15 protein-coding genes and 1 pseudogene are annotated in these 19,301 nt (G+C 68.8%); 2 read left to right on the top strand and 14 right to left on the bottom strand.

Annotated features, from left to right (window positions below; all coding sequences use genetic code 11):
* Positions 1 to 24: 24 nt before the first annotated feature.
* The gene (locus tag ACWDSL_RS08515) at positions 25 to 1,200 is read left to right on the top strand and encodes an SGNH/GDSL hydrolase family protein (RefSeq protein ID WP_450483079.1); all 1,176 of its coding nucleotides are present in this window, start codon (positions 25 to 27) and stop codon (positions 1,198 to 1,200) included.
* A gap of 1,035 nt (positions 1,201 to 2,235) precedes the next feature.
* Here the strand turns inward: ACWDSL_RS08515 and ACWDSL_RS08510 are convergent.
* The 11 genes and pseudogenes from ACWDSL_RS08510 to ACWDSL_RS08460 all read right to left on the bottom strand — a co-directional run.
* Positions 2,236 to 2,415: a hypothetical protein gene (locus ACWDSL_RS08510; protein ID WP_450483034.1), complete on the bottom strand. Its 180-nt coding sequence runs from the start codon at positions 2,413 to 2,415 to the stop codon at positions 2,236 to 2,238.
* Between the two features lie 543 nt (positions 2,416 to 2,958).
* A complete protein-coding gene (gene ptlI / locus ACWDSL_RS08505; RefSeq protein ID WP_450483032.1) occupies positions 2,959 to 4,350 on the bottom strand; it encodes a pentalenene oxygenase in 1,392 nt (463 codons plus the stop codon).
* Between the two features lie 112 nt (positions 4,351 to 4,462).
* A complete protein-coding gene (gene ptlA / locus ACWDSL_RS08500; RefSeq protein WP_450483030.1) occupies positions 4,463 to 5,476 on the bottom strand; it encodes a pentalenene synthase in 1,014 nt (337 codons plus the stop codon).
* A 125-nt stretch (positions 5,477 to 5,601) separates the two neighbouring features.
* Positions 5,602 to 6,615, bottom strand: coding sequence for a polyprenyl synthetase family protein (locus ACWDSL_RS08495; protein WP_450483028.1), 1,014 nt, complete (start codon positions 6,613 to 6,615; stop codon positions 5,602 to 5,604).
* Positions 6,612 to 7,511 carry a neopentalenolactone/pentalenolactone F synthase gene (gene ptlD, locus ACWDSL_RS08490; RefSeq protein WP_450483026.1) on the bottom strand — a complete coding sequence of 300 codons (900 nt, stop codon included), beginning with the start codon at positions 7,509 to 7,511 and terminating at the stop codon, positions 6,612 to 6,614. Before ptlD ends, ACWDSL_RS08495 begins: the two co-directional genes overlap by 4 nt.
* A 33-nt stretch (positions 7,512 to 7,544) precedes the next feature.
* Positions 7,545 to 9,299, bottom strand: coding sequence for a neopentalenolactone/pentalenolactone D synthase (gene ptlE, locus ACWDSL_RS08485; RefSeq protein ID WP_450483077.1), 1,755 nt, complete (start codon positions 9,297 to 9,299; stop codon positions 7,545 to 7,547).
* Positions 9,300 to 9,316: 17 nt separating this feature from the next.
* Positions 9,317 to 10,144, bottom strand: coding sequence for a 1-deoxy-11-beta-hydroxypentalenate dehydrogenase (ptlF, locus tag ACWDSL_RS08480; protein WP_450483024.1), 828 nt, complete (start codon positions 10,142 to 10,144; stop codon positions 9,317 to 9,319).
* A 100-nt stretch (positions 10,145 to 10,244) separates the two neighbouring features.
* Complete coding sequence (locus ACWDSL_RS08475) at positions 10,245 to 11,699, bottom strand: MFS transporter (RefSeq protein WP_450483022.1); 1,455 nt, start codon at positions 11,697 to 11,699, stop codon at positions 10,245 to 10,247.
* A gap of 58 nt (positions 11,700 to 11,757) precedes the next feature.
* On the bottom strand, positions 11,758 to 12,609 hold the full coding sequence (gene ptlH, locus ACWDSL_RS08470) for a 1-deoxypentalenic acid 11-beta-hydroxylase (RefSeq protein ID WP_450483020.1): 852 nt from the start codon (positions 12,607 to 12,609) through the stop codon (positions 11,758 to 11,760).
* 276 nt (positions 12,610 to 12,885) lie between these two features.
* Complete coding sequence (gene penM, locus ACWDSL_RS08465; RefSeq protein ID WP_450483018.1) at positions 12,886 to 14,085, bottom strand: pentalenolactone synthase; 1,200 nt, start codon at positions 14,083 to 14,085, stop codon at positions 12,886 to 12,888.
* Between the two features lie 329 nt (positions 14,086 to 14,414).
* Positions 14,415 to 15,022: pseudogene (locus ACWDSL_RS08460) on the bottom strand (transposase); the annotation flags it as partial.
* Here ACWDSL_RS08460 and ACWDSL_RS08455 point away from each other — a divergent pair.
* A complete protein-coding gene (locus ACWDSL_RS08455; protein WP_450483075.1) occupies positions 14,936 to 15,223 on the top strand; it encodes a transposase in 288 nt (95 codons plus the stop codon). The pseudogene ACWDSL_RS08460 and the gene ACWDSL_RS08455 sit on opposite strands and share 87 nt — an antisense overlap.
* Before the next feature lie 307 nt (positions 15,224 to 15,530).
* Here ACWDSL_RS08455 and ACWDSL_RS08450 read toward each other — a convergent pair whose 3' ends face one another.
* The 3 genes from ACWDSL_RS08450 to ACWDSL_RS08440 all read right to left on the bottom strand — a co-directional run bounded on the left by ACWDSL_RS08450 (position 15,531) and on the right by ACWDSL_RS08440 (position 19,153).
* Positions 15,531 to 16,919 carry an erythromycin esterase family protein gene (locus ACWDSL_RS08450; protein ID WP_450483016.1) on the bottom strand — a complete coding sequence of 463 codons (1,389 nt, stop codon included), beginning with the start codon at positions 16,917 to 16,919 and terminating at the stop codon, positions 15,531 to 15,533.
* A 325-nt stretch (positions 16,920 to 17,244) separates the two neighbouring features.
* Entirely contained in the window at positions 17,245 to 18,435 is a 1,191-nt protein-coding gene (locus ACWDSL_RS08445) for a serine hydrolase domain-containing protein (RefSeq protein ID WP_450483014.1), read from the bottom strand.
* A gap of 235 nt (positions 18,436 to 18,670) precedes the next feature.
* The gene (locus tag ACWDSL_RS08440) at positions 18,671 to 19,153 is read right to left on the bottom strand and encodes a hypothetical protein (RefSeq protein ID WP_450483012.1); all 483 of its coding nucleotides are present in this window, start codon (positions 19,151 to 19,153) and stop codon (positions 18,671 to 18,673) included.
* Between the last annotated feature and the right edge of the window lie 148 nt (positions 19,154 to 19,301).

Below are 19,301 nucleotides of genomic sequence, written 5' to 3'. Positions count from 1 at the left end.
GCGTCCGCGGGCGGGGCGCTCGCGATGATGTGCGCCCTGGCCGTCCCGTCCGGGCAGGCGCTGGCCGAGGATTCCGGGAAGGTGGCTCGCCGGCACGACGTCATCACCTGGGGCGCCGGCGCCGACCGCCTGGGCGAGGGTGTCGCCGGGCGCGGCTACCGGCTCGTCGTGCACACCAGCGCCGGCGGCGACAACCTGCGGATCCGCCTGTCCAACGCCTTCGGCGACCGGCCGGTGACCTTCGACAGCGTCTACGCGGGCCTGCAGAAGTCGGGTGCGGAACTGGTGCGCGGCACCAACAAGCGGCTCACGTTCGACGGCGCCCGCTCGGTCACCGTCCCCGCCGGACGCACCGTCTACAGCGACCCGCTGCCCGGCCGGCTGGCCGCCGGCTCCGACCTGGTCATCAGCGTGCACAGCCCGGACGCCGCGGGTCCCGCGACCGGCCACGGCATGGCCATGGCGACGTCGTACATCACCCAGGGCGATCACACGGCAGAAGAGAGCGCCACCAACTGGGCCAACCGGACCGGCTCCTGGCACTACCTCGACGCCGTCACCGTACGGACAAGTGCCTCCATCGGCGCGGTGGTCGCGCTGGGCGACTCCATCACGGACGGCTGGCAGTCCTCGACCGATCTGAACCGCCGCTGGCCCGACTACCTGGCCAGTCGGCTGCGCACGTCCAGCGCGACGACCGTCGAGGGAGTCGCCAACGAAGGAATCTCCGGCAACAAGCTGCTCGCTGACGGCGCCGGACAGAGCGCACTCAACCGGCTGGACCGCGATGTCCTGTCCCACCCCGGGGTCCGGACCGTGTTCCTCTTCGAGGGCATCAACGACATCAAGGCCCACACCGGGGTGACGGCGCAGGATGTGATCGACGGCTACAGGGAGATCATCCAGCGGTCCCATGACGCCGGACTGTGCGTGGTCGGCGCCACGGTCGGCCCCTACAAGGGCTGGCCCGAATGGGACCCGGCAGGCGAAGCCGTACGGCAGGAGATCAACGCATTCATCCGGGACAGCGGCGAGTTCGACCGCGTGGCCGACTTCGACCGGGCTCTGCGCAGTCCCTACGACCCCGAGCGCATGCTCCCCTTCCTCGACAACGGCGACCACGTGCACCCCAACGACAAGGGCATGCAGGCCTTGGCCGACACGGTCGACCTCGCAAGCCTCGACTGCTCCGCGACGTAGGGTGCACCGGCGCAGCAGTGATTCCAACCCGCCCGAGGCCGGCTGCGGATGTCCACGGGCTGGACCCGGGGCACGGCGTGCACCGTTTCAGGTTGGACTGCGACTGGTGCGCGCGTGGCACGTCACGGCAGCCGCGCGTGGCGTTCGTGCCGGCCTTTGCCTCCTCGGTCCAAGGGCCACAGGGGTTGGAGGGAAGGGTCCCCGCTGGGCCCGAACGTCTGGAGCAAATTTCATCCGTGCAGGTCACGCTGCATGTCGGTATGCGTGGAGGATGCCGCCGAGGCGATCGCGTCGACGTATGTTGTGGCGGGCTAACGTGTCCGGATCGTCGATCGGTGGTCTGGATCCGGCGACTGCCGTGTTCGATCACCACGAGCACGTACATCCGGTGTCCGTTTCGTCCGTCACCCGACCCGGTAGACCTGCAGCGCTGTACCGCGCCCCCACGCGTCGTCGTCAACCGCAGGTCCCCGGCGTCACCCGATCGATGTGGATGTCTTCTGCATCGAGAGGTATAAGGGTCCCTTGTCGGCTCTCGAGCACCTTTCGCGGTGGGAGCACGGTGTCGTGCTCCCTATGCGACAGGGGGAGGGGAGACTGCTGATGATCCCTGTGGGCAGGTTTCAGCAGGCAGGCCGGCAGATGGGGCACTCCCAGGGTGTGAGTGCTGTATCCGGTTGTGGAGCGCCGTAGCGAGACAGCCTTGCGGGGTCTTGTCGGAATAAATAGTGTGCCAAGTGGGTGGAAGTGATGGCGCCGATGAGTGCAGGTGCTGGGTCAGTGGTAGGGGGAGACCGCATACCGGCACTGCGGCGTCAATCATGACGCGCTGACAGTAGATGCGCGAGAGCGTCGGACCGAGCGACCGCGGCCAAGATCTCGGGAACCCGAAGAAGCGGTCCCCACCAGGGCGGATGAGATTTCCGGCAAGGGCAACCTCCGACCGGCGGGTATATGGGGCGCCTGTATCTGACAGGCCCCACACTCATCTCGCTGACAGGCCCAACGTCCTGGGCCCGGCTTGCCTGATCGCCCCTATGGTGCGGTGGGCTCTCCGTTGATGCGAGCAAGGGCCTCAGCAAAGGTTTGGCGGTCGGTGAAGGCGTGACGCGCGCGTGACCACGGCCAGCCGAAGAACTGGCACTGGATGAGCACGGTCGGCGCGAGCAGCAGCTCCAGCTTGATGCTCGCCTCGCGCTCGGAGAGCATCACCATGCGGGCGTTGACGGCGTAGGCGACGGCGAAATGGAAGGAACAGCATGAGTGCACAGCCGGTTCACCCGCATGGTGATGTCGTGAGACCTTGGCTCCTGAGCGGTTGAGCAGGCCTGTCTCCTGACCTGCCGAGGACCCAGCTCTGACCAGCGCGCTCAACCTCCGGTGAGAAAGAAGCCCGTCGATCAAGGCTCGGTGGAGGCACGTGAGGCATGTGCGTGGATGGTTTGGCCGAACCACTTCGCGGACGCTCGTTCGACAGCAGAATTGTTCCCACCCTGATACGTGGCCGGGGGTGGCACGAAATGCGCTACGGCGACATGCCGCTGCGGCGCGGGCTCAGGGAGCTGGGCGAGGAGCTGGCCGACCACCTCGCCGCGCGCACTGTGCCCGACCCCGCCCTACGTACGCCCGACTCGCGCGCCGCCCTGGTCACAGCTGCCGAGTGCGCCATGGGCGTGCTGAGCCTCGCATGCTTCCCCATGGCGCGCCGTACGCCCGCGCTGAAGCCGCGCGGCTGGGCCAGGACGACGTTCCCTTCGCTCACGTCGCGTCACCCCCGGCCGGTGCGGGGACGGCGGCGGTCCGGCGCGGGGTGCGTGCGTCCAGCCTCAGGCGCAGCCGGCGCGGGTGGTAGACGGTGGCCAGCGGGACCGGGCGGATGTCCATGCCGGGCTCGCAGGTGACCCGCCAGCGGCCGAGGATGGTGGCGAGCCCCAGGGTGGCCTCGGTGCGTGCGTAGAGGTCGCCGATGCATTTGCGGGCGCCGGTGCCGAACGGCACGTAGGCGTGGCGGGAGGCCGGCGCGATACGGTCCGGGAGCCAGCGGTCGGGGTCGAACTTGTTGGGGTTGTCGAAGGCGTCCTCGTGCTGGGCGACCGCCGCGGGGCTGAAGACGACGGTGGAGCCGGTGGGCAGCTGGCGGCCCGCGAGTTCGGTCGGGGTGGCGGTGAGGCGGGTGAACAGCCAGGCCGGCGGGTGCAGTCGCAGCGTCTCGGAGATGATCCGGTCGGCCAGGGAGAGGTTCGGCAGGTCGTCCCACTGCGGGGCGCGGCCGTCGAGGACGGTGTCGATCTCGTCGTAGAGAGCGGCCTCGATCTCCGGGTGCTGGGAGAGGAGATAGAAGACCCAGGTGAGGGTACCGGCGACGGTCTCGGTGCCGGCCGCCATGACGGTGATGACCTGGTCGTGGATCTCTTTGTCGGCGAGCCGGTCGCCGTCGTCGTCGCGGGAGGCGATCAGGGCGGCGAGCAGGTCGTCGCGCTCGGTGTCGGAGCTGCGGTAGTCGTCGATGAGCTGCTGGGTGGTCTCGTGCAGGAAGTTCAGGTTGCTCTTGTAGCGGCGCTGGGACGGCAGGGGCAGCCGGCGGATCGAGGCCGGCAGGAACATCTGCCGGAACAGGCCGTTGAGCACGACGTCGAAGGAACGTTCCACCTTCGCCGCCAGCTCGGGGCTGACGGGTGTGGAGTACAGGGTGCGGCCGACCGTGCGCAGGGCCATGCCGTACATCTCCTGGAAGGCGTCGACGACCATGCCGTCCTGCCAGCGCGACGCCGTGTCCTCGATCTCGGCGTGCATGGCCTCGGCGTACCGCTTGAGCCGGCCGCGGGTGAACGCCGACTGCATCAGTCGGCGCTGGCGGCGGTGGTCGGCGAACGGGCAGGTGACGAGGCCGTTGCCGGCGATGTCACGGGCACGGTCGTAGAAGACGCCGCCCTTGTCGAAGATGCGGTCGTTGGTCAGGACGTGCCGCAGCAGTTCGGGGTGGGTCGGGACGTAGGCCGTGGTGGGGCCGATCTTGATCTCGACCAGGTCGCCGTGGGCCGACAGCGAGGCCATGAAGTTCACGGGGTGACGCATCATCTGGAGGGCGTGTCCCACGACGGGCAGCGCCCCGGGCGCCGCTCCCGCCGAGAAGGTGGTCTGCTCGGTCATTCGATTCTCAACTTCCCTTCTCCAACGATCCGTTGACGGCCGTTCCGGTCTGTTGACAGCTGTGCCGCCGCGACGGCCGGGCGCGGGGGCGTATCGCTGGTGTGCGGTGCTGCTAGTGGGCGGTGTTGCCGAGTTCCTCCAGGTAGCCCTGGGCACCGGCGGCGAGCGCGAACTCGGCGTCGTAGCGGCCCGAGGAGCGGTGCCAGTCGTAGGAACCGCGGATCACGGTGCGCACGGCGTCGTTGCGGTAGCGCTCCAGGGCCTCGCGCTCGGCCTCGTCGAGCCGGTAGATGTCGCCGACCTGCGGCAGGCAGGACTCCAGCAGGAGGTACTGCTCCAGACGGGCGCGCACCTCGCTCTGGATGTGGGCGACGCTGCGGTCCTTGGACCAGCCGTGCTCCCGGCGCAGGATCATGACCATGTTGTTCTGCTCGCCGCGGGCCTCTTCCTTCTCCAGCGAGGCTATGTCGTTGAGCAGCAGATTGACGTCGACGGCGACCTGGAGCATCGCGGAGAGCACGGCGCTGTCGAAGACCCGGTGCGGCACCTCGAAGCGGCCGGCGCGCTCGGCGAGGTCGACCGTCGGCTGCACCCCGATGGTCTGCCGGCGCACGGCCAGGTACTGGGCCGCGGAGTTGTACGGCGTGTCCCAGAAGCGGCTCTCCGCCTCGTCGACGTAGCCGTCGAAGTAGCTGCGCCAGTGCCGGGCGCTGCGCGCGCACCAGGCGGGTGTCATGCCCTCGCTGGTGCGCCGCCAGATGTCGGCGAAGCCGCGGGCGATGGGGGGCGCCGTGTTGGGGAGGGGGCCGTCCAGCGCCGCCGCGACCGCGTTGGTGAGCTGTTTGGTCTCCTCCGGGTTTTCGCCGCGGGGCCCGTCGAAGAGGTCGTCGAAGAGGAAGAACCACGACATCAGGTCGACGCCCAGGTCCAGGTCGGCGCCGGTGGCGTGCGGGTAGAAGCGGGAGGCCAGGTCGGCGTAACCGCCGCGCAGATGACGCGTCGCCGCCGCCTCGGACTTGATCAGCCCGAGCGACCGCGGCCAGGCGAGCTGCTCGGCATCGGCCCGCGCGTGATCCGGGCTCTGCCGCCCCGGCAGGGGTATGTGGAAGTCGATGTCCTGTGGCATGACGGAATCCTTGGGAGTGGGTTGCGGAGGGGCAGTGGGCATGGTGGTGCCCTGGCGGGGGTGGAGCGCTGATCGGAGAGTCAGAAGTCAGAAAGGGGCATACGGGTACGAGGGTCGGCTCGGTCTCACACTTCGCGGTCGACGACGAACCGCCCGAGCGCGAGGAGTTCGTCCCGCGCGCCGGCGTCCAATGTGATACTGCGCAGCGCGTCCTCGGCCAGCGCTATCCGCCGGGCAGCCTCGGCCAGCGCCCAGTCCCGGCCGCCGGCGCCCTCGATCAGGCCGGCCACGCGCCGTAGTTCCTCCTCGCCGGGTTCGCCGGGGGTGGTGAGCCAGGCGGCCAGCTCGTCGCTGAGCGGGCCGTCCTGGCTCAGTGCGTGGCTCACCGGCAGGGACTTCTTGCGGGAGCGCAGATCGGAGTGGACCGACTTGCCGGTGACGGCTGGGTCGCCCCAGATGCCGAGAACGTCGTCGACGAGCTGGAAGGCGACGCCGACCTGGTCGCCGTAGAGCGCCAGCGCGTCCACCGTCGCCTCTGGTGCCCCGGCGAGGACGGCGCCGATCGCGGCGCTCGCCGACAGCAGCGCGCCGGTCTTGCCGGCGGCCATGTCGACGCACTCTTCGACCGTGACGTGCGAGCGCTGTTCGAAGGACAGGTCCTGGACCTGGCCGCGGATCAGCTGCCGGGTGGCGCGGGCCAGCAGCCGGGCGGCGGGGGCCGCCGTCGGCAGCCCGGTGTCCAGCAGCACCTCCTGGGCGAGCGCCAGCATCGCGTCACCGGTCAGGATGGCGCTGGAGGGACCCCACAGCTTCCACACCGTGCGCCGGTGGCGGCGCTCCTCGTCGCCGTCCATCAGATCGTCGTGCACCAGGGAGAAGTTGTGCACGAGCTCCACGGCGACGGCGCCGGGCAGGGCGACCTCCGGCGGTGCGCCGACCGCCTCGGCCGACAGCAGCGCGAGCGCCGGCCGTACGGCCTTGCCGGCGTCGGCGCTGGTGGGCGCGCCGCCGACGGTGATCCAGCCGAAGTGGTAGGCCGCCTGGTGACGTGAGCGATGGTCGAGCCGGTCGACGGCGGCGCGCAGCGCCGGGGTGATCGTGACCCGGCCGTGGCTGAGGCAGGCGGGGGCGGTGGTCATGCGGCGACCTCCGCGCGCCAGGGGGCGGTCGGGTCGTCGAAGATGCTGACGACCTGGCGCATGATGCGCCGTTCGGCCGGGTCGAAGGCCTGCTTGGCGTGGACGGTGCCGAGCTGGTCCCATACGACGATGTCCCCGGGCTGCCAGGTGTGGGCGTAGGTGTGCTGGGGCTTGCCCGCGTGCGACAGCAGTTCATCGAGCAGCTTGCGGCTGTCGTCGGGGGCGAGGTCCACGATCCGCTTGGTGTTCAGGGTGCTGATGTAGACCGACTGGCGGCCGGTGCGCGGATTGCGGGCGATCAGCGGGTGGATGGTGGAGGTGCCGTCCTCGGGCTGGATCCGTTCGGTGCTCTCGCCGAGGGACACCTCGCCCTGGAGCTCCTCCTCGATGGTCTCCTCGTACCCGGTGCGCAGGGCGTGGCGGACCCGGTAGGCGTGCAGGCGTTGGCGCTCTTCGGGCGACAGCGACTCGTACAGGGCGTACATGTCGGTGAAGAGGGTCTGCCCGCCGCCGGAGGCCGGCACTTCCATGGCCTCCAGGAAACCGACCTGGGAGACGCGGGGGCGGAAGGAGTAGTCGGTGTGCCAGTCCATCCACCCGGCGTCGCCGACGCCGATCTTGCGGCCGTCCTCGACCAGGTTGGAGACGATCAGGATCTCGTTGTGGTCGGGGTTGGCGCCGCTGGTCAGACCGGTCTTCGGGATGTACCCGAAGCGGCGGCCGAAGGCCAGGAACTCCTCGTAGGAGGGGGTCTGGTGGCCGCGGAAGACGAGTACGAGATGCGCGTCGAGCGCCGCCCAGATCTCCTCTGACTGGGTCTTGTCCATATCGCCGGTGACATGGGCGCCGTGCACGACGGCGCCGAGAGCGGCGCCGGGTATCGGCGTTACGTCCATGGGCGTTGCCGCCTTTCACAGAAGGATGGGGTGTCAGCGCAGTTCGAGGCCGACGAGGTCGCCCGTCTCGCGCCAGCGCCTGAGGATGTTCACGAACTCCACGGAGCCGCCGCCGTAGCTGGAGTTGCGACGGGGCAGTCCGCTCGGGTCGCCCTCGTTGTTGTAGAGGCCGGGCGTGCAGTTCTCGAGGAAGTCGAGGTCGTTGGCGGCGAGCCGGAGGATTTCTGCGACCCATTCCTTCTCGCCGGCCTCGGAGGCCTCCACGACCTGGTGGCCGCGCTCCTCGACGCACTTGACGATGTGCGCGAGGTGCCGGGTCTGCTCGCCCAGTACGTAGGGGATGTTGACGTGCCGACCGGCTTGGATCTTGGACAGGATGAAGCAGTTGGGGAAGCCGTTCACCTGGAGTCCGTGCAGGGTGTGTGCCCCGTCCGCCCACTTCTCCGAGAGCTTCACGCCGTCGCGGCCGACGATGTCGTAGCCGGCGCGGTGCGTGTACGGGACGGAGAACTCGTGCTCGTAGCCGGTGGCGAAGACCAGGCAGTCGACCGGGTACTCCCGGCCGTTCGCGACCACCCCGGCCGGGGTGAGCCGCTCCACGCCCTGCCCCTGGGTGTCGACCAGGGTCACATTGGGCCGGTTGAAGGTCTGGAGGTAGCCGTCGTGGAAGCAGGGCCGCTTGCAGTACACGCGGTAGTACGGTTTGAGGGCGGCGGCGGTCGCGGGGTCGGTGACGACGCTGTCGATGCGGGCGCGCAACTCCTCCATCTTGAGGAAGTCCGCCCGCTCGGCCGCGAGCGCCCGCTCCTTCGGGTCGCCCCCGGTGTCGCCGGTGGGCAGGATGGCGGCGGCCAGCTTGGCCGTGGTCTGGGTCCAGCGGTCCTGGACCAGGTCCTCGTCCTGAGGGATACCGGAGGTCAGCGCGTGGAAGTTCTCCATCCGGCGCTGCTGCCAGCCCGGTTCGAGGCTGTCGGCCCAGTCGGGCGGGGTGGGCCGGTTGCCGCGGACGTCGACCGTGGCCGGGGTGCGCTGGAAGAGGACGAGCTGCTCGGCCCACTCGGCGAGGTGCGGGGCGAGCTGGATGGTCGTCGAGCCGGTGCCGATGACGCCGACCTTCTTGTCCTTGAGCTTGGTCAGGCCGCCGGTGCTGTCGCCGCCGGTGTAGTCGAAGTCCCAGCGGCTGGTGTGGAAGGAGTGCCCGGCGAACGTCTCCAGGCCCGGCAGCGCCGGGAGTTTGGGGCGGTGCATCAGACCGATCGACATGGCCACGTACCGGGCCCGGATCAGATCCCCGCGGTCGGTGCTCACCAGCCACTTCGCGGCGGCCTCGTCCCAGCGCAGCTCGGTGACGGTGGTGTGGAAGAGGGCGTCGCGGTAGAGGTCGTACTTGTGGGCGATCCGCTGGAGGTGGGCGAAGATCTCGGGCCCGGTGGAGTACTTCTCGGTGGGTATCGTGCCGATCTCTTCGAGCAGCGGCATGTAGATGTAGCTCTCGACGTCGCACCGGATGCCGGGGAAGCGATTCCAGTACCAGGTGCCGCCGACGTCGCCGGCCTCGTCGATCAGCCGGATGCGCTCCAGGCCGGTCTCCTTGCGCAGATGGGCGCCGGTCAGCAGGCCGCCGATGCCGGCGCCGACGACGGCGACGTCCACCTCGTCGGTGAGCGGCTCGCGCTCCTGTCGCTCGGTGTAGGGGTCTCGCGCGTAGTGGCTGAAGTCACCGCGCGCGAACTGGTAGGTGCGACCGACGGTGCGCTTGTCGCGTTCCTGCCGATATTTCTCCCTCACCGCTTCCAGGTCGATGGTCAGCGTTTCATCGCCACGGTCGTCGCTTTCGGCGCGGGCCACAGCTCCTCCTCGGGGGAAGGGGGTGGAAGGGAAACATGACGCCATACGTCGTCGAACTGATCGCGCAGCCGCAGCGGGGCGTCGGAGTTGCTGAAGAGATAGAAGCGATCGGAGCCGAGGGCTTCCCATACGAGTCCGGCGACGTCCTCGGCGCTCACCGAGGTGTCGCCGCCCGCGCCGCGTGGCGCCGTCAGGCCTTGGACCATGGGGGTGTCGACCCGGCCGGGACACAGCACCGACACCCGGACCCCGGTGCCCCGCAGATCGGCGCGCAGACTGCGGGCGACCGCGAGGTCGGCGTGCTTGGAGGCGGCGTAGGCGGCGCTGCCGGCGCCGACGACGAAGGCGGACATCGAGGCGGTGTGGATCAGATGGGCGGGCCGGCCGCGCTCCAGCAGCCGGGGGACGAAGGCGCGGGCCACCAGAACGTGCGCCCAGTGGTTCACCTCGAAGACCTGCCGCATCCGCTCCATCGGTACCTCCCACAGGGGCTGTCCCACGGGGCCGAGGACACCGGCGTTGTTGCACACCACGTCGATGTCGCCGAGCAGGTCGAACGCTGTGTCCGCGAGCCGTTCGACGGCGTCCGGGTCGGTCAGGTCGGCGGTCACCGCGGTGACCTGAGCGCCCTGTGCGGTGAGTTCGGCGGTACGGCGGTGCAGCGCGTCGCCTTCGACGTCCGCCATCACCACGCCGGCGCCGGCCCGGGCGAAGCGGGCGCTGAGGGCGAGGCCGATGCCGCTGGCCGCGCCGGTCACCACGGCTGTCCTTGTCTGTAACTGCACTTGGCTGTCTCCGCTTCTGCGCGCGGGTACGCCGAAGGACGGCGCGCCGTTGCCAACGAGAAGGTCCGGGTCGGATCGCGCCGTTCGAGGGGCGCGGGTGTCAGCTGGGGTCGGGGAGCTTCAGACTGATCACGAGAACGGTCACCGAGAAACACGCCAACAGGGCGAGAACGAGCACGGCCGCCGACACCGTCGACAGCCAACTGGCCAGGGAGATATAGAGGGTTCCGCCGACGGTCGCGCCCAGCGCGGTCGCCATCTGCTGGCTGGTCACCAGCACACCGCTGCCCATACCGGCCTGCGCGGAGGGTACGTCGGCGAGGATCGTCCGGAACAGCGTCGGGCCGATCAGCGCCGCGCCTGCGCCGAAGAGGCCGATCCCGACGAGCACGAGCGCCAGGGAGGGATGCGGCCAACCCAGCCGGATCACCAGCGCAAGCAGCAGCACGCCCGTGCCCTGGACGAGGGCGCCCAGGGTGACGATCCGGCTGCCCAGGGCCGCCGCGATCCTCGGGGTGAACAGCGTCACCACGAAGAACGCCACGGCGAACGGAGTCAGCACCCCGCCGGAGGCGAGCCCGCCGAAGCCGAAGTGACCCTGCGCGATCAGCGCGTAGACGAACAGGAAGGCGCCGAAGCCGGCCGAGAACGGCACCATCGCCGCCAGCCCTCTGCGCATCCCCGGATGGGACAGCACCGACGGGGACAGCAGCGGTGAGCCGCCCCGCGCCTCCAGCCCACGTTCGGCCCGCACCAGCGCCAGCGCACCCACCGCGGCGACCGCGAGCAGCGACCACAGCCACAGCGGCCAGCCAAGGTCGGGGCCCGCCACGACCACGCCCAGGACACAGACCATGGTGACACCGAACAGCACGGTACCCACCGCGTCGAAGCCCGGCTTCGCGTCGGCCCTGGTCGCGGGAACGCGCCGGACAGCCAGCAGCGCGGCCACCCCGATCGGCACATTGATCGCGAAGACCGACCGCCAGCCGATCCCGGCGACGTCCAGCGAGACCAGCAGCCCGCCCAGGATCTGCCCGGTGACCATGCCGAGGGCCGCGGTCGCGCCGTACATCCCGATCGCTCGGGCGCGCGCCTGACCCTCGGTGGCCGCCTGGATCGTCGCCAGCACCTGCGGTACGAGCATGGCGCCGGCGGCGCCCTGCAGCAGCCGGGCCGCGACAAGGAACTCGATGGTCGGGGCGAGTCCGCACAGCGCCGAGGTGACGGTGAACGCCGCGAGCCCGTAGGCGTACAGACGCCGTCTGCCGAAGGCGTCGCCCAGCCGTCCGCCCAGCACCAGGCCGAGGGCGTAGGTGAGGCCGTAGCCGGACACCACCAGCTCCAGTGCGGCGGGGCCGCCGTGGAGGTCGTCACTGATCGAGGTCAGCGCCACATTGACGATGGAGGCGTCCACGATGGACAGGGCGTATCCGGTGAGCACCACCACGAGGGCGATGCCACTGAGCCCCGCGGCGGCCGGTTCCGTGTCGGCCGAGGACTCCGGTGTCGCGTTGGGCCCCTTCAGAGGGGGGAGGCCCTCGTGTTTCGTCATGCGCTGCCTACCCGGGCGTGTGTGGGGGACGGTTGAGGCGGGTGCGGGGATAACAATGTCACTCGGTGGTGGTGGGGGTGCCGGTGATCTTCGACATGACTCCCTTGGAGGGGTCCTTCGCGGACTCCGGCCAGGGGGTCAGGGCGTTGAACCCGCGGTGCGAGGAGGCGGGCTGGATACGGGTGTCCATCGACATCCGCATGCCGGCCGGGTTCACCGAGACGTTCGGGATGGACTTGTGGCACATGAAGGCGTGGAAGATGATTACGTCGCCCGGTTCCATGGGCGAGAACAGCAGTTGCTCGTCCGCGCCGAACTTCTCCGCCGGGATACCGCGTACGGCGTGGCCGAAGCGGCGGAAGTTCTCGGTCACGACGTGCTCGCGCGGGCCCTTCTGGTGGCTGCCGTCGGCGACGGCGACGCCGCCTATGTCGGGGGTCGTCGCGAGCAGCGGCACCCAGGCGGTGCGGAAGTCCTTGTTCGGGCCGATGTAGAAGCCGTCCTGGTGCAGCGGGGTCAGGAAGCTCGGCTCCGCGGAGCCCGCGGCGGCGGGGTAGTAGCGGATCGTCGTCGACTTGAAGACGAAGACGGGCTCGCTGAAGACCTTCTCCCAGACCTTGAGGGCCGAGGGGTGGTTCCACAGGTCGTCGTACTTGACGTAGTCGTGCATCGCCACTTCGTCGACCGCCTCGAAGGACTCGATGGTGAGGGTGTCGAGCGTGGTGCCGGGGGCGGCGTGGCCGAGTGCGATCAGGCCCTCGAGCATCTGCTCCGCGGCGGTCCGGACGAGTTCACGGTCCAGGGCGCCGCGCAGATAGAGGTAGCCGTGCTCGTCGTAGAAGCGGTCGAGGGCCTCACGGTCGTCGAGAAGAGGCGTGCAGTCGACGTAGTCGCTGAAAGTGTCCGTCATGGTTCCTTGTCCTCCTGACGTCTGTGCGTGAGGGGAAGGAGCGTCAAACATCCGGTCGGGCGGACGGCTTCGATGGCGCCGGGTGAGGCGGAGGTGACGAGGGACGACCGCCGGGGACGGCCGGTGCTGACGTTCAGGATGGCGGGGGCCGGTGATGCGCCGACGCGCTGTGATCCGTCAGAGATGATCTGTCAGAGACGACACGCCAGGCATCGTTCTGGCAAAGCGATCGACCATGGACGGTGGACGGCTGTGTTTTCGCTCGTGCAATGCCACTTAGAAGGTAACGGGGAGTTCATCGAACCCGCCGGTGATTCGGTGCTCCTGCCAGCGCAGCGACTCCTCGGGCACCGCGAGCCGCAGGTTGGGCAGTCTGCGGAACAGCCGCTCGAACACCGCGGTCAGCTCGATCCGGGCCAGCGTGCGGCCGATGCAGTGCCGGGCGCCGTGCCCGAATGCCAGGTGTGACTTGGGCTTGTGCCGGACCAAGTCGAAAAGGTCGCCGTCGGGGAATACCCGGCCGTCGTAGTTGGCCGCGCCGATGGCCAGCATCACCGCGTCTCCGGTCCTGATCACTGTCTCGCCGACGGTGATGTCGCTGTGCGCGTAGCGGGGTATTACCGCGTTGGCTCCGTTGCCGCCAACGCCCAGGCGCAGGATCTCCTCGACCGCGGCCGGCGCGAGTTCGGGATTCTCGGCCAGCAGGGCACGCTGGGCCGGATTGCGCAGCAGTAGCAGGGTGCCCAGGTCGATGCGCACAATGGTGGTCTCGTAGCCGAACAACAGCACGGCGTTACCCAAGTGGGCAATCTCCGCATCGGACAGTGCGCCGTCTTTGTCGGCGATCAGCTCGGACAGGATGTCGTCGCCCGGCTCGGTTCGCTTGCGCGCCACCAGTTCCGTTATGTAGTCGACAACCTGCTGAAAGGTGTTCGCCGAGTGCTGGTCGTCGGTCTGGTCGAATGTGCCTCTCGCCCACTGCCCGAACCGCTCCCGGTCGGCCAGCGGTACGCCGAGCAGATCGCAGATCACCATGGTTGGCAACGGAAACGACAGCACGCGGTGCAGGTCGACCGGCGCAGTGCCAGCGGCCAACTGGTCGAGCAGGTCGTCCACGTGGTGCTCGATGCGGGTCTTCATGAGGCGCATCCGGCGCGATGAGAACCGCGGCACAAGCAGCGCGCGCATCTGCGCATGCCTGGTGGCCTCGGTGTCGTGGTCGTCCCCTGCCATCAGCGCGACCATGAAGCGCCTGGCCGCGCTCTTGGCCGACTGCTGCGGGTCGGGATTGCTGAGACCGAGTCGGCGGTCGGCGAGTAGCGCCCTCACCTCGTTGTAACGGGTGACCAGCCAGGCAGTATCTTCACCGGCGGTCCGCACCCTGGTGATCGGCCCCTCCTGCTGCAGTGCGCGCAACTGGGGCGCGATGCCGAGCACGGCTGGGTTGTCGAACGGTAACCTCGGCAGTTCCTTCATGTGGTCATGATCATATGTGTAGGGTTTTTATGTCAATAAGTTTGAGTCGGGGATTTCAGTGGTCGAATCAACGTGGGTTGACTGTTAGGGCCAGCGTGTTTGCTCGACGTCCGGGAGAATGCCGGTGCCGTTTCCTTGACATCGGCGGGAAATAGCTGGCCACCAGCTTCGGGGAGATCACACAGCGACCCCCTTGGCTGCGAGAACGGCGTAGGCGAGCTTCTGCGGTAAGTCTTCCCTGATAAGACAGCCCTGTGCCCCCAAGGCGAATGCCTGGTCCAGGCGGCGGCGATTCCAGAACGTACTAAGAGGTCGTTTTCTCCTGTGTTTCATCCCGGAATTGCTGTTTGATCCCACGGTGTCGGGTCGCGCCAGGAGATGGTGGCTTCGTCGGTGAGACGGCGGGCCATCAGGTCGGTCATGGCGAGGTGGATCATGGCTTCGGAGCGGGCGGGCAGGGTCTCGTATCCGCGGGCCAGGCGGCGGTGGAACATGAGCTACCCATGGGTCCGCTCCACCGTCCAGCGCCTCGGCGGTGGGGTGAATCCCCTGGTCCCGGGGGCGCGCTGGACGCTTTCCATGTCGACGCCAAGGCGGGCGGCGTGCTCGACGAGGTGCTGGCGGTAGCCACCGTTCACCCAAGCCTTGCGGATCGAGGGATGGGCAGCCGCGACCTAGCCGACCAGGTGGGTGCCGGCGACGGAGTCCTGCACGCTCGCGGCCGTGACCAGCACCGCGCGCAGCAGTCCGAGGGTGTCGGTGACGATACTCCGCTTGCGGCCCACGATGTCTTCTTCGCCGCATCCGTGCCCTGCCCGGCGGCCGGGACGCTGGTGGACGTCTTGACGCTCTGCGCGTCGATCGCGCACGCGGACGGCTCCGCTCCCTTGCCTGGCGCTACCTGCCCCACGACTTCCCGCCGAACCAAAGCGTCTATGGCTACTTCGCCCGCTGGGAAGCCGACGGCATATTCGACCAGCTCACCGGCCTCTTACGCGGCAAAGTCCGCCAAGCCGAAGGCCGCTCGAGCGATCCCAGCGCCAGCCATTTCAGTGTAAAAGCGCGGCTCGGCTGCAGCAGAGTCGGCCGCCTGATCGGCACTGCAGCAGGGCCGACTATCTGGGCGGTAAGCGGTTGAATCCCCGCTCGTCTTATGTTGGAGAATTGTGCCAACTCAGCCTCCGAAGAACTGCGACAACTTTGCTTCTGCATGCCTGTCAGTGACGGGGTCGACCGACTTCCATCGGCGGACGCCGGCGAGCGCGGCGTGGTATGAATGGACGGCTTGCCGTCTTCCGCAAATGACTGGAGGAAGCCGGACCGCAGGCACGGTGAAGCGAACGCTACTCGGAGACGTGCCTGGCTGCCGCAACGGTCCCGGCCGCCACGACGCGTGGCGAACCGGACCGTTCCGGCTCTCCGTCAGGTGTGTCGGTGGCGGGGTGTCAGGGTGCGCCGAGGTACGTGGTGGCCTGGATGTCATGCAGGTGTATGAGGATGTCGTGGGCCTTGCCGAGTGCGGCCGTGTATTCCACGGGGTCGGGCCATCCGGCGCCGATGTTCCAGGTGACACGCTCCTTGTCCAGCCACTCGCGCACCGGCTCGGGGGCCGTGCGCATGTCGAGGATGTAGTCGTCCCGGCGGGCCTTGTCCAGGGTCTGTTCGTTGGAGCCCGGCTTCGCCCCGTCCACGTGGTAGTTGCGCATCACGTTGTCGTCGGTGCCGAACGCGTTGAAGGAACCCTTGTAGAACGAGAAGCCGATGCTGGCGTAGCGGCTGCCCAGCGCGTCGCGGAGAAAGGAGCCCTGAGTCTTGGGGTACCGCGTGTCGAACGAGTCGTAGGACACGTGGGTGTTGTGGGCCGACAGCAGAATCTTGTTCCCGGTGTACTGGCGCCACCACTCCACGTTCTCGGCCATCACCTGGTCGCGGAGCTTCATCATCTGGGCGATCTGGTCCTCGTCGCCGATGTCGAAGGCAAAGCCCCTGGCCATCTGGTGGATGGCCAGGGCGTGCTGTGTCATCCACAGATGGTTCTGCTTGTCACCGCGGCCGGGGCGCTGTGCGCGCAGGAGGTCGTAGACCTTCCGGGTCCGCTCCGCCCGCTCCTGGCGCTCGGCGAGCGGCAGCTTGGGGTACTCCTCGGCGAAGGCGCCGGCGTCGGTTGTCGGGGCCAGACCGCGGTACAACTCGGTCACCTGCTTCAGCAGTCGCGGGTACTTCTGGGACACGTAGTCGATGACCCGTGCGTACAGTTCCGGGCCGGCATAGCCCATGTCGTCACCCATGAAACGGACCGGGTCGCCGGGGTGCTGGAGGTTGTAGTCCCGCATCCACCTGATGAGGTCGATGTAGTCCTGGTTGTTCCAGATCCGGTAGGAACCCTGGAACTCCTCACGGGCGATGTCCTTGAGGTTGCCCTTGCCCTGCACCACGTACTCGTCGATCCGCACACCGCTGCTCCAGGGGAGTTCCAGGCTGAAGGTCCGGAAGCCTTTCTCCTCGACCAGATAGCGGAAGACCCGGTGCTTCATGCGGAAGAAGTCCCGCGAACCGTGGGTGGCCTCGCCCAGTCCCACCACCTCGGCGCCCTTGAGCATGCGGCCCAGCGCGTCGAGGTCCCGCAGACTGCCCGTGGGGTTCGTGGTCCGCAGGGGGTGGGAGCTGCGGTCGATGCCGGCCACCACACTCTCGCCGCGCTGCCAGGAGGCAGATGCCTTCGAGGCCGGGGCCGGCGAACCGTGCGCCGTGGCGCCCAAGGCAGGCGTGGCGACCGTCAGCGCGCTGAGGGAGAGGAGGACCGAGGGGATGATTACTGCCTTGCGTCGCGTCATGCCTACAGATTTCCGTGCGCACGGGGTCCGTCACCAACCCGTGTGCTGCCCGTCTCCAAGTACCGCAGGCACTACCCCGGGACTCGGGCCACCGCCCGTATGTCGTGGCTTTGCCGCCTGGTGGAGCCGGTCGCGGGCGAAGAGCAGCTACAGGGGACGACGAAAGGCCGGGCCCGGCATACTGCCGGGCCCGGCCTCGGATCACGGCGCCGACGGCGCGCCGGACCCGTTACGGGCGGGAATGGCTGTGACGGCTCCGAAGCGGGTGCCGTCACAGCCTGATCAGCTGTTCTCACACGGTTGGTTCTCGCGCGTCAGCTGATCCTCACCTACACAGCTCGTCGTCGATCAGGTCGTTCTGGGTCTGCTGGCTGGACGAGTCCGCGGAGCCGTCGCCGGACGCGTTCAGAACCACGCCACGGCGGCCGTCAGCGCTGAATCCGTTGCGGGTCGTGTAGCCGGGAATGTCGCCGCCGTGACCGTAGTAGACACCGCCGCAGGACAGCGGGACCTCCATCAGGCCAAGGCCGTAGCGCAAACCGGGCCACGCAGGATCCAGCTCCGAGGCCCGTACAGTCGTCTTCATCGCCGCGAGCTGCGCGGGGCGCAGCAGCTTGCCGCCCAGGAGCGCCTGGTAGAAGCGGCTCAGATCGGCCGTCGTACTGATCATGGCGCCCGCCGCACCCCCGGCGGAAGGGTTGAGCGCGGTGACGTCGATCTCCGGACCCGCCTCGTCGAAGGCGGAGTAGCCGCGCAGATGGCGGCCGGGGATCCGCGAGTCCGTCGTCGGGGCGAGGGTGTCGTGCAGGCCCAGCGGGCGGACGATTCGCGCGGTGACCTCCTGGGTCCAGTCGTGCCCGGTGATCTTCTTGATGATCATTCCGGCGAGGATGTAGTTGGTGTTGGAGTAGCTCCAGCCGGTGCCGGGCTGGAAATTCGGGGCGTGCCGCATGCCGATGGCGGCCAGCTGCTCGGCGGTCCAGGTGGTGTAGCGGTCGGCCTGGTAGCCGGCCTTGCTGGCGAACTCGGGGAAGTCCGACGTGTAGTCGAACAGCCCGCTGATGTGCTGGAGCAGCTGCCTGACCGTGATCTTGCTGCCGTCGTTGCCGTTGCCGGAGACCACCCCGGGCAGCCAGTGCTCCACGGTGTCGTCCAGCGAAAGGCGTCCCTCGCCGACGAGTTGCAGCACCACCGTGGCGACGAACGTCTTGGTGGTGCTGGCGATCCGGAACCGGTCGCCGGGGCGTGCGCGGTCGCCAGTTGCTTGGTCGGCCACCCCGCCGGTGGCGTTCCGGGTACCGTGTGGTCCGGTCGACCGGACCACCACCCCGACGGTACCCGTCCTCATGATGGTGTCCACGTGTGCCTTCAGCGCCGTGCTGTCCGACGCGTGGTGCGTCCCGCCGTGCACCGAAACGGCCGCGGTCGCGCCCGCGGCGGGAACGGCCAGGGCGATACCGGCCAGCGCGGTCGCCAATGTCGTGGTCACCACACGGGAGATGAGTTCGGTCTTCATCAGTCGCGGACTCCTTGCGTTCGTTCAGGCCACTGCCCTGACATGACCACCACGCTAGGAACTCCGGCCGTGCGCCACGATCAAGCAGGCGGGCCGACCGGTGGGGGTGCGGTCACCCCGGAACGGGTAGCGCCTGCTGTACCGACCGGGCCCGGCCTCGAAAGCCACGAGTGCGGTTCGCCCCCGGCTGTTCGCCGGCATCAAGGCCGAAAGAGTCGAAACAATCTCTGAGCGTTCAAGGCACGGCAAACAACTGCATTGCCTGGTGCGGCAGGTGTGCCGGCGTGAAGAGGTACAGAGCACAATCGTCGAGGTCGAGGTCGAGGTCGAGGTCGAGGTCGAGGACGCCTGCCACCTCCGGGGTGAGGATCGCCGCGGAACCGGCGATCGAGGTGGCAGTGGCACCTATGACCGTGCGCGGGAAGAGCGGCACGGCCGACATGACCATCGCGACGAGGAAGACGATCACGCCGATACGCGTCCGGGTCCGCGACGGGTCGCGCAGTTCGGTGCGTGATGCGGCGACCGCCTCGGTGGCCGGCATCCGCGAGGTGCTCCAGGCCGAGCAGTGGGCCGACACCTGGACGGCCAGGAGCAGCAGGAGGATCGCTGCAAGGGCGGGCAACGGAACCAAGCTGAGCGGAAGTTCGGACGGTATGACCCCGCGGTCCGCGAGCAGCCCGCGGAACAGTCCGGCGAGCAGATAGCCGAGGCCCACGCCGGGGTGCCACGGCCGCGACCGCGGTGGACTGCGCGGCGGCCAGCCGACGGATCTGTTTCGGGGTGGCGCCGACGGCCCGCATCAGTGCCAGTCGCGGCGCTGCCCGGCGATCGGCACGGCCAGCGCGCTCGCCATCACGAACCCG

This window comes from Streptomyces sp. NPDC000941 (genome assembly GCF_053599555.1).
Note: the sequence above shows the minus strand (reverse complement) of the source record. Positions and strands in the feature narration are given on the sequence as shown.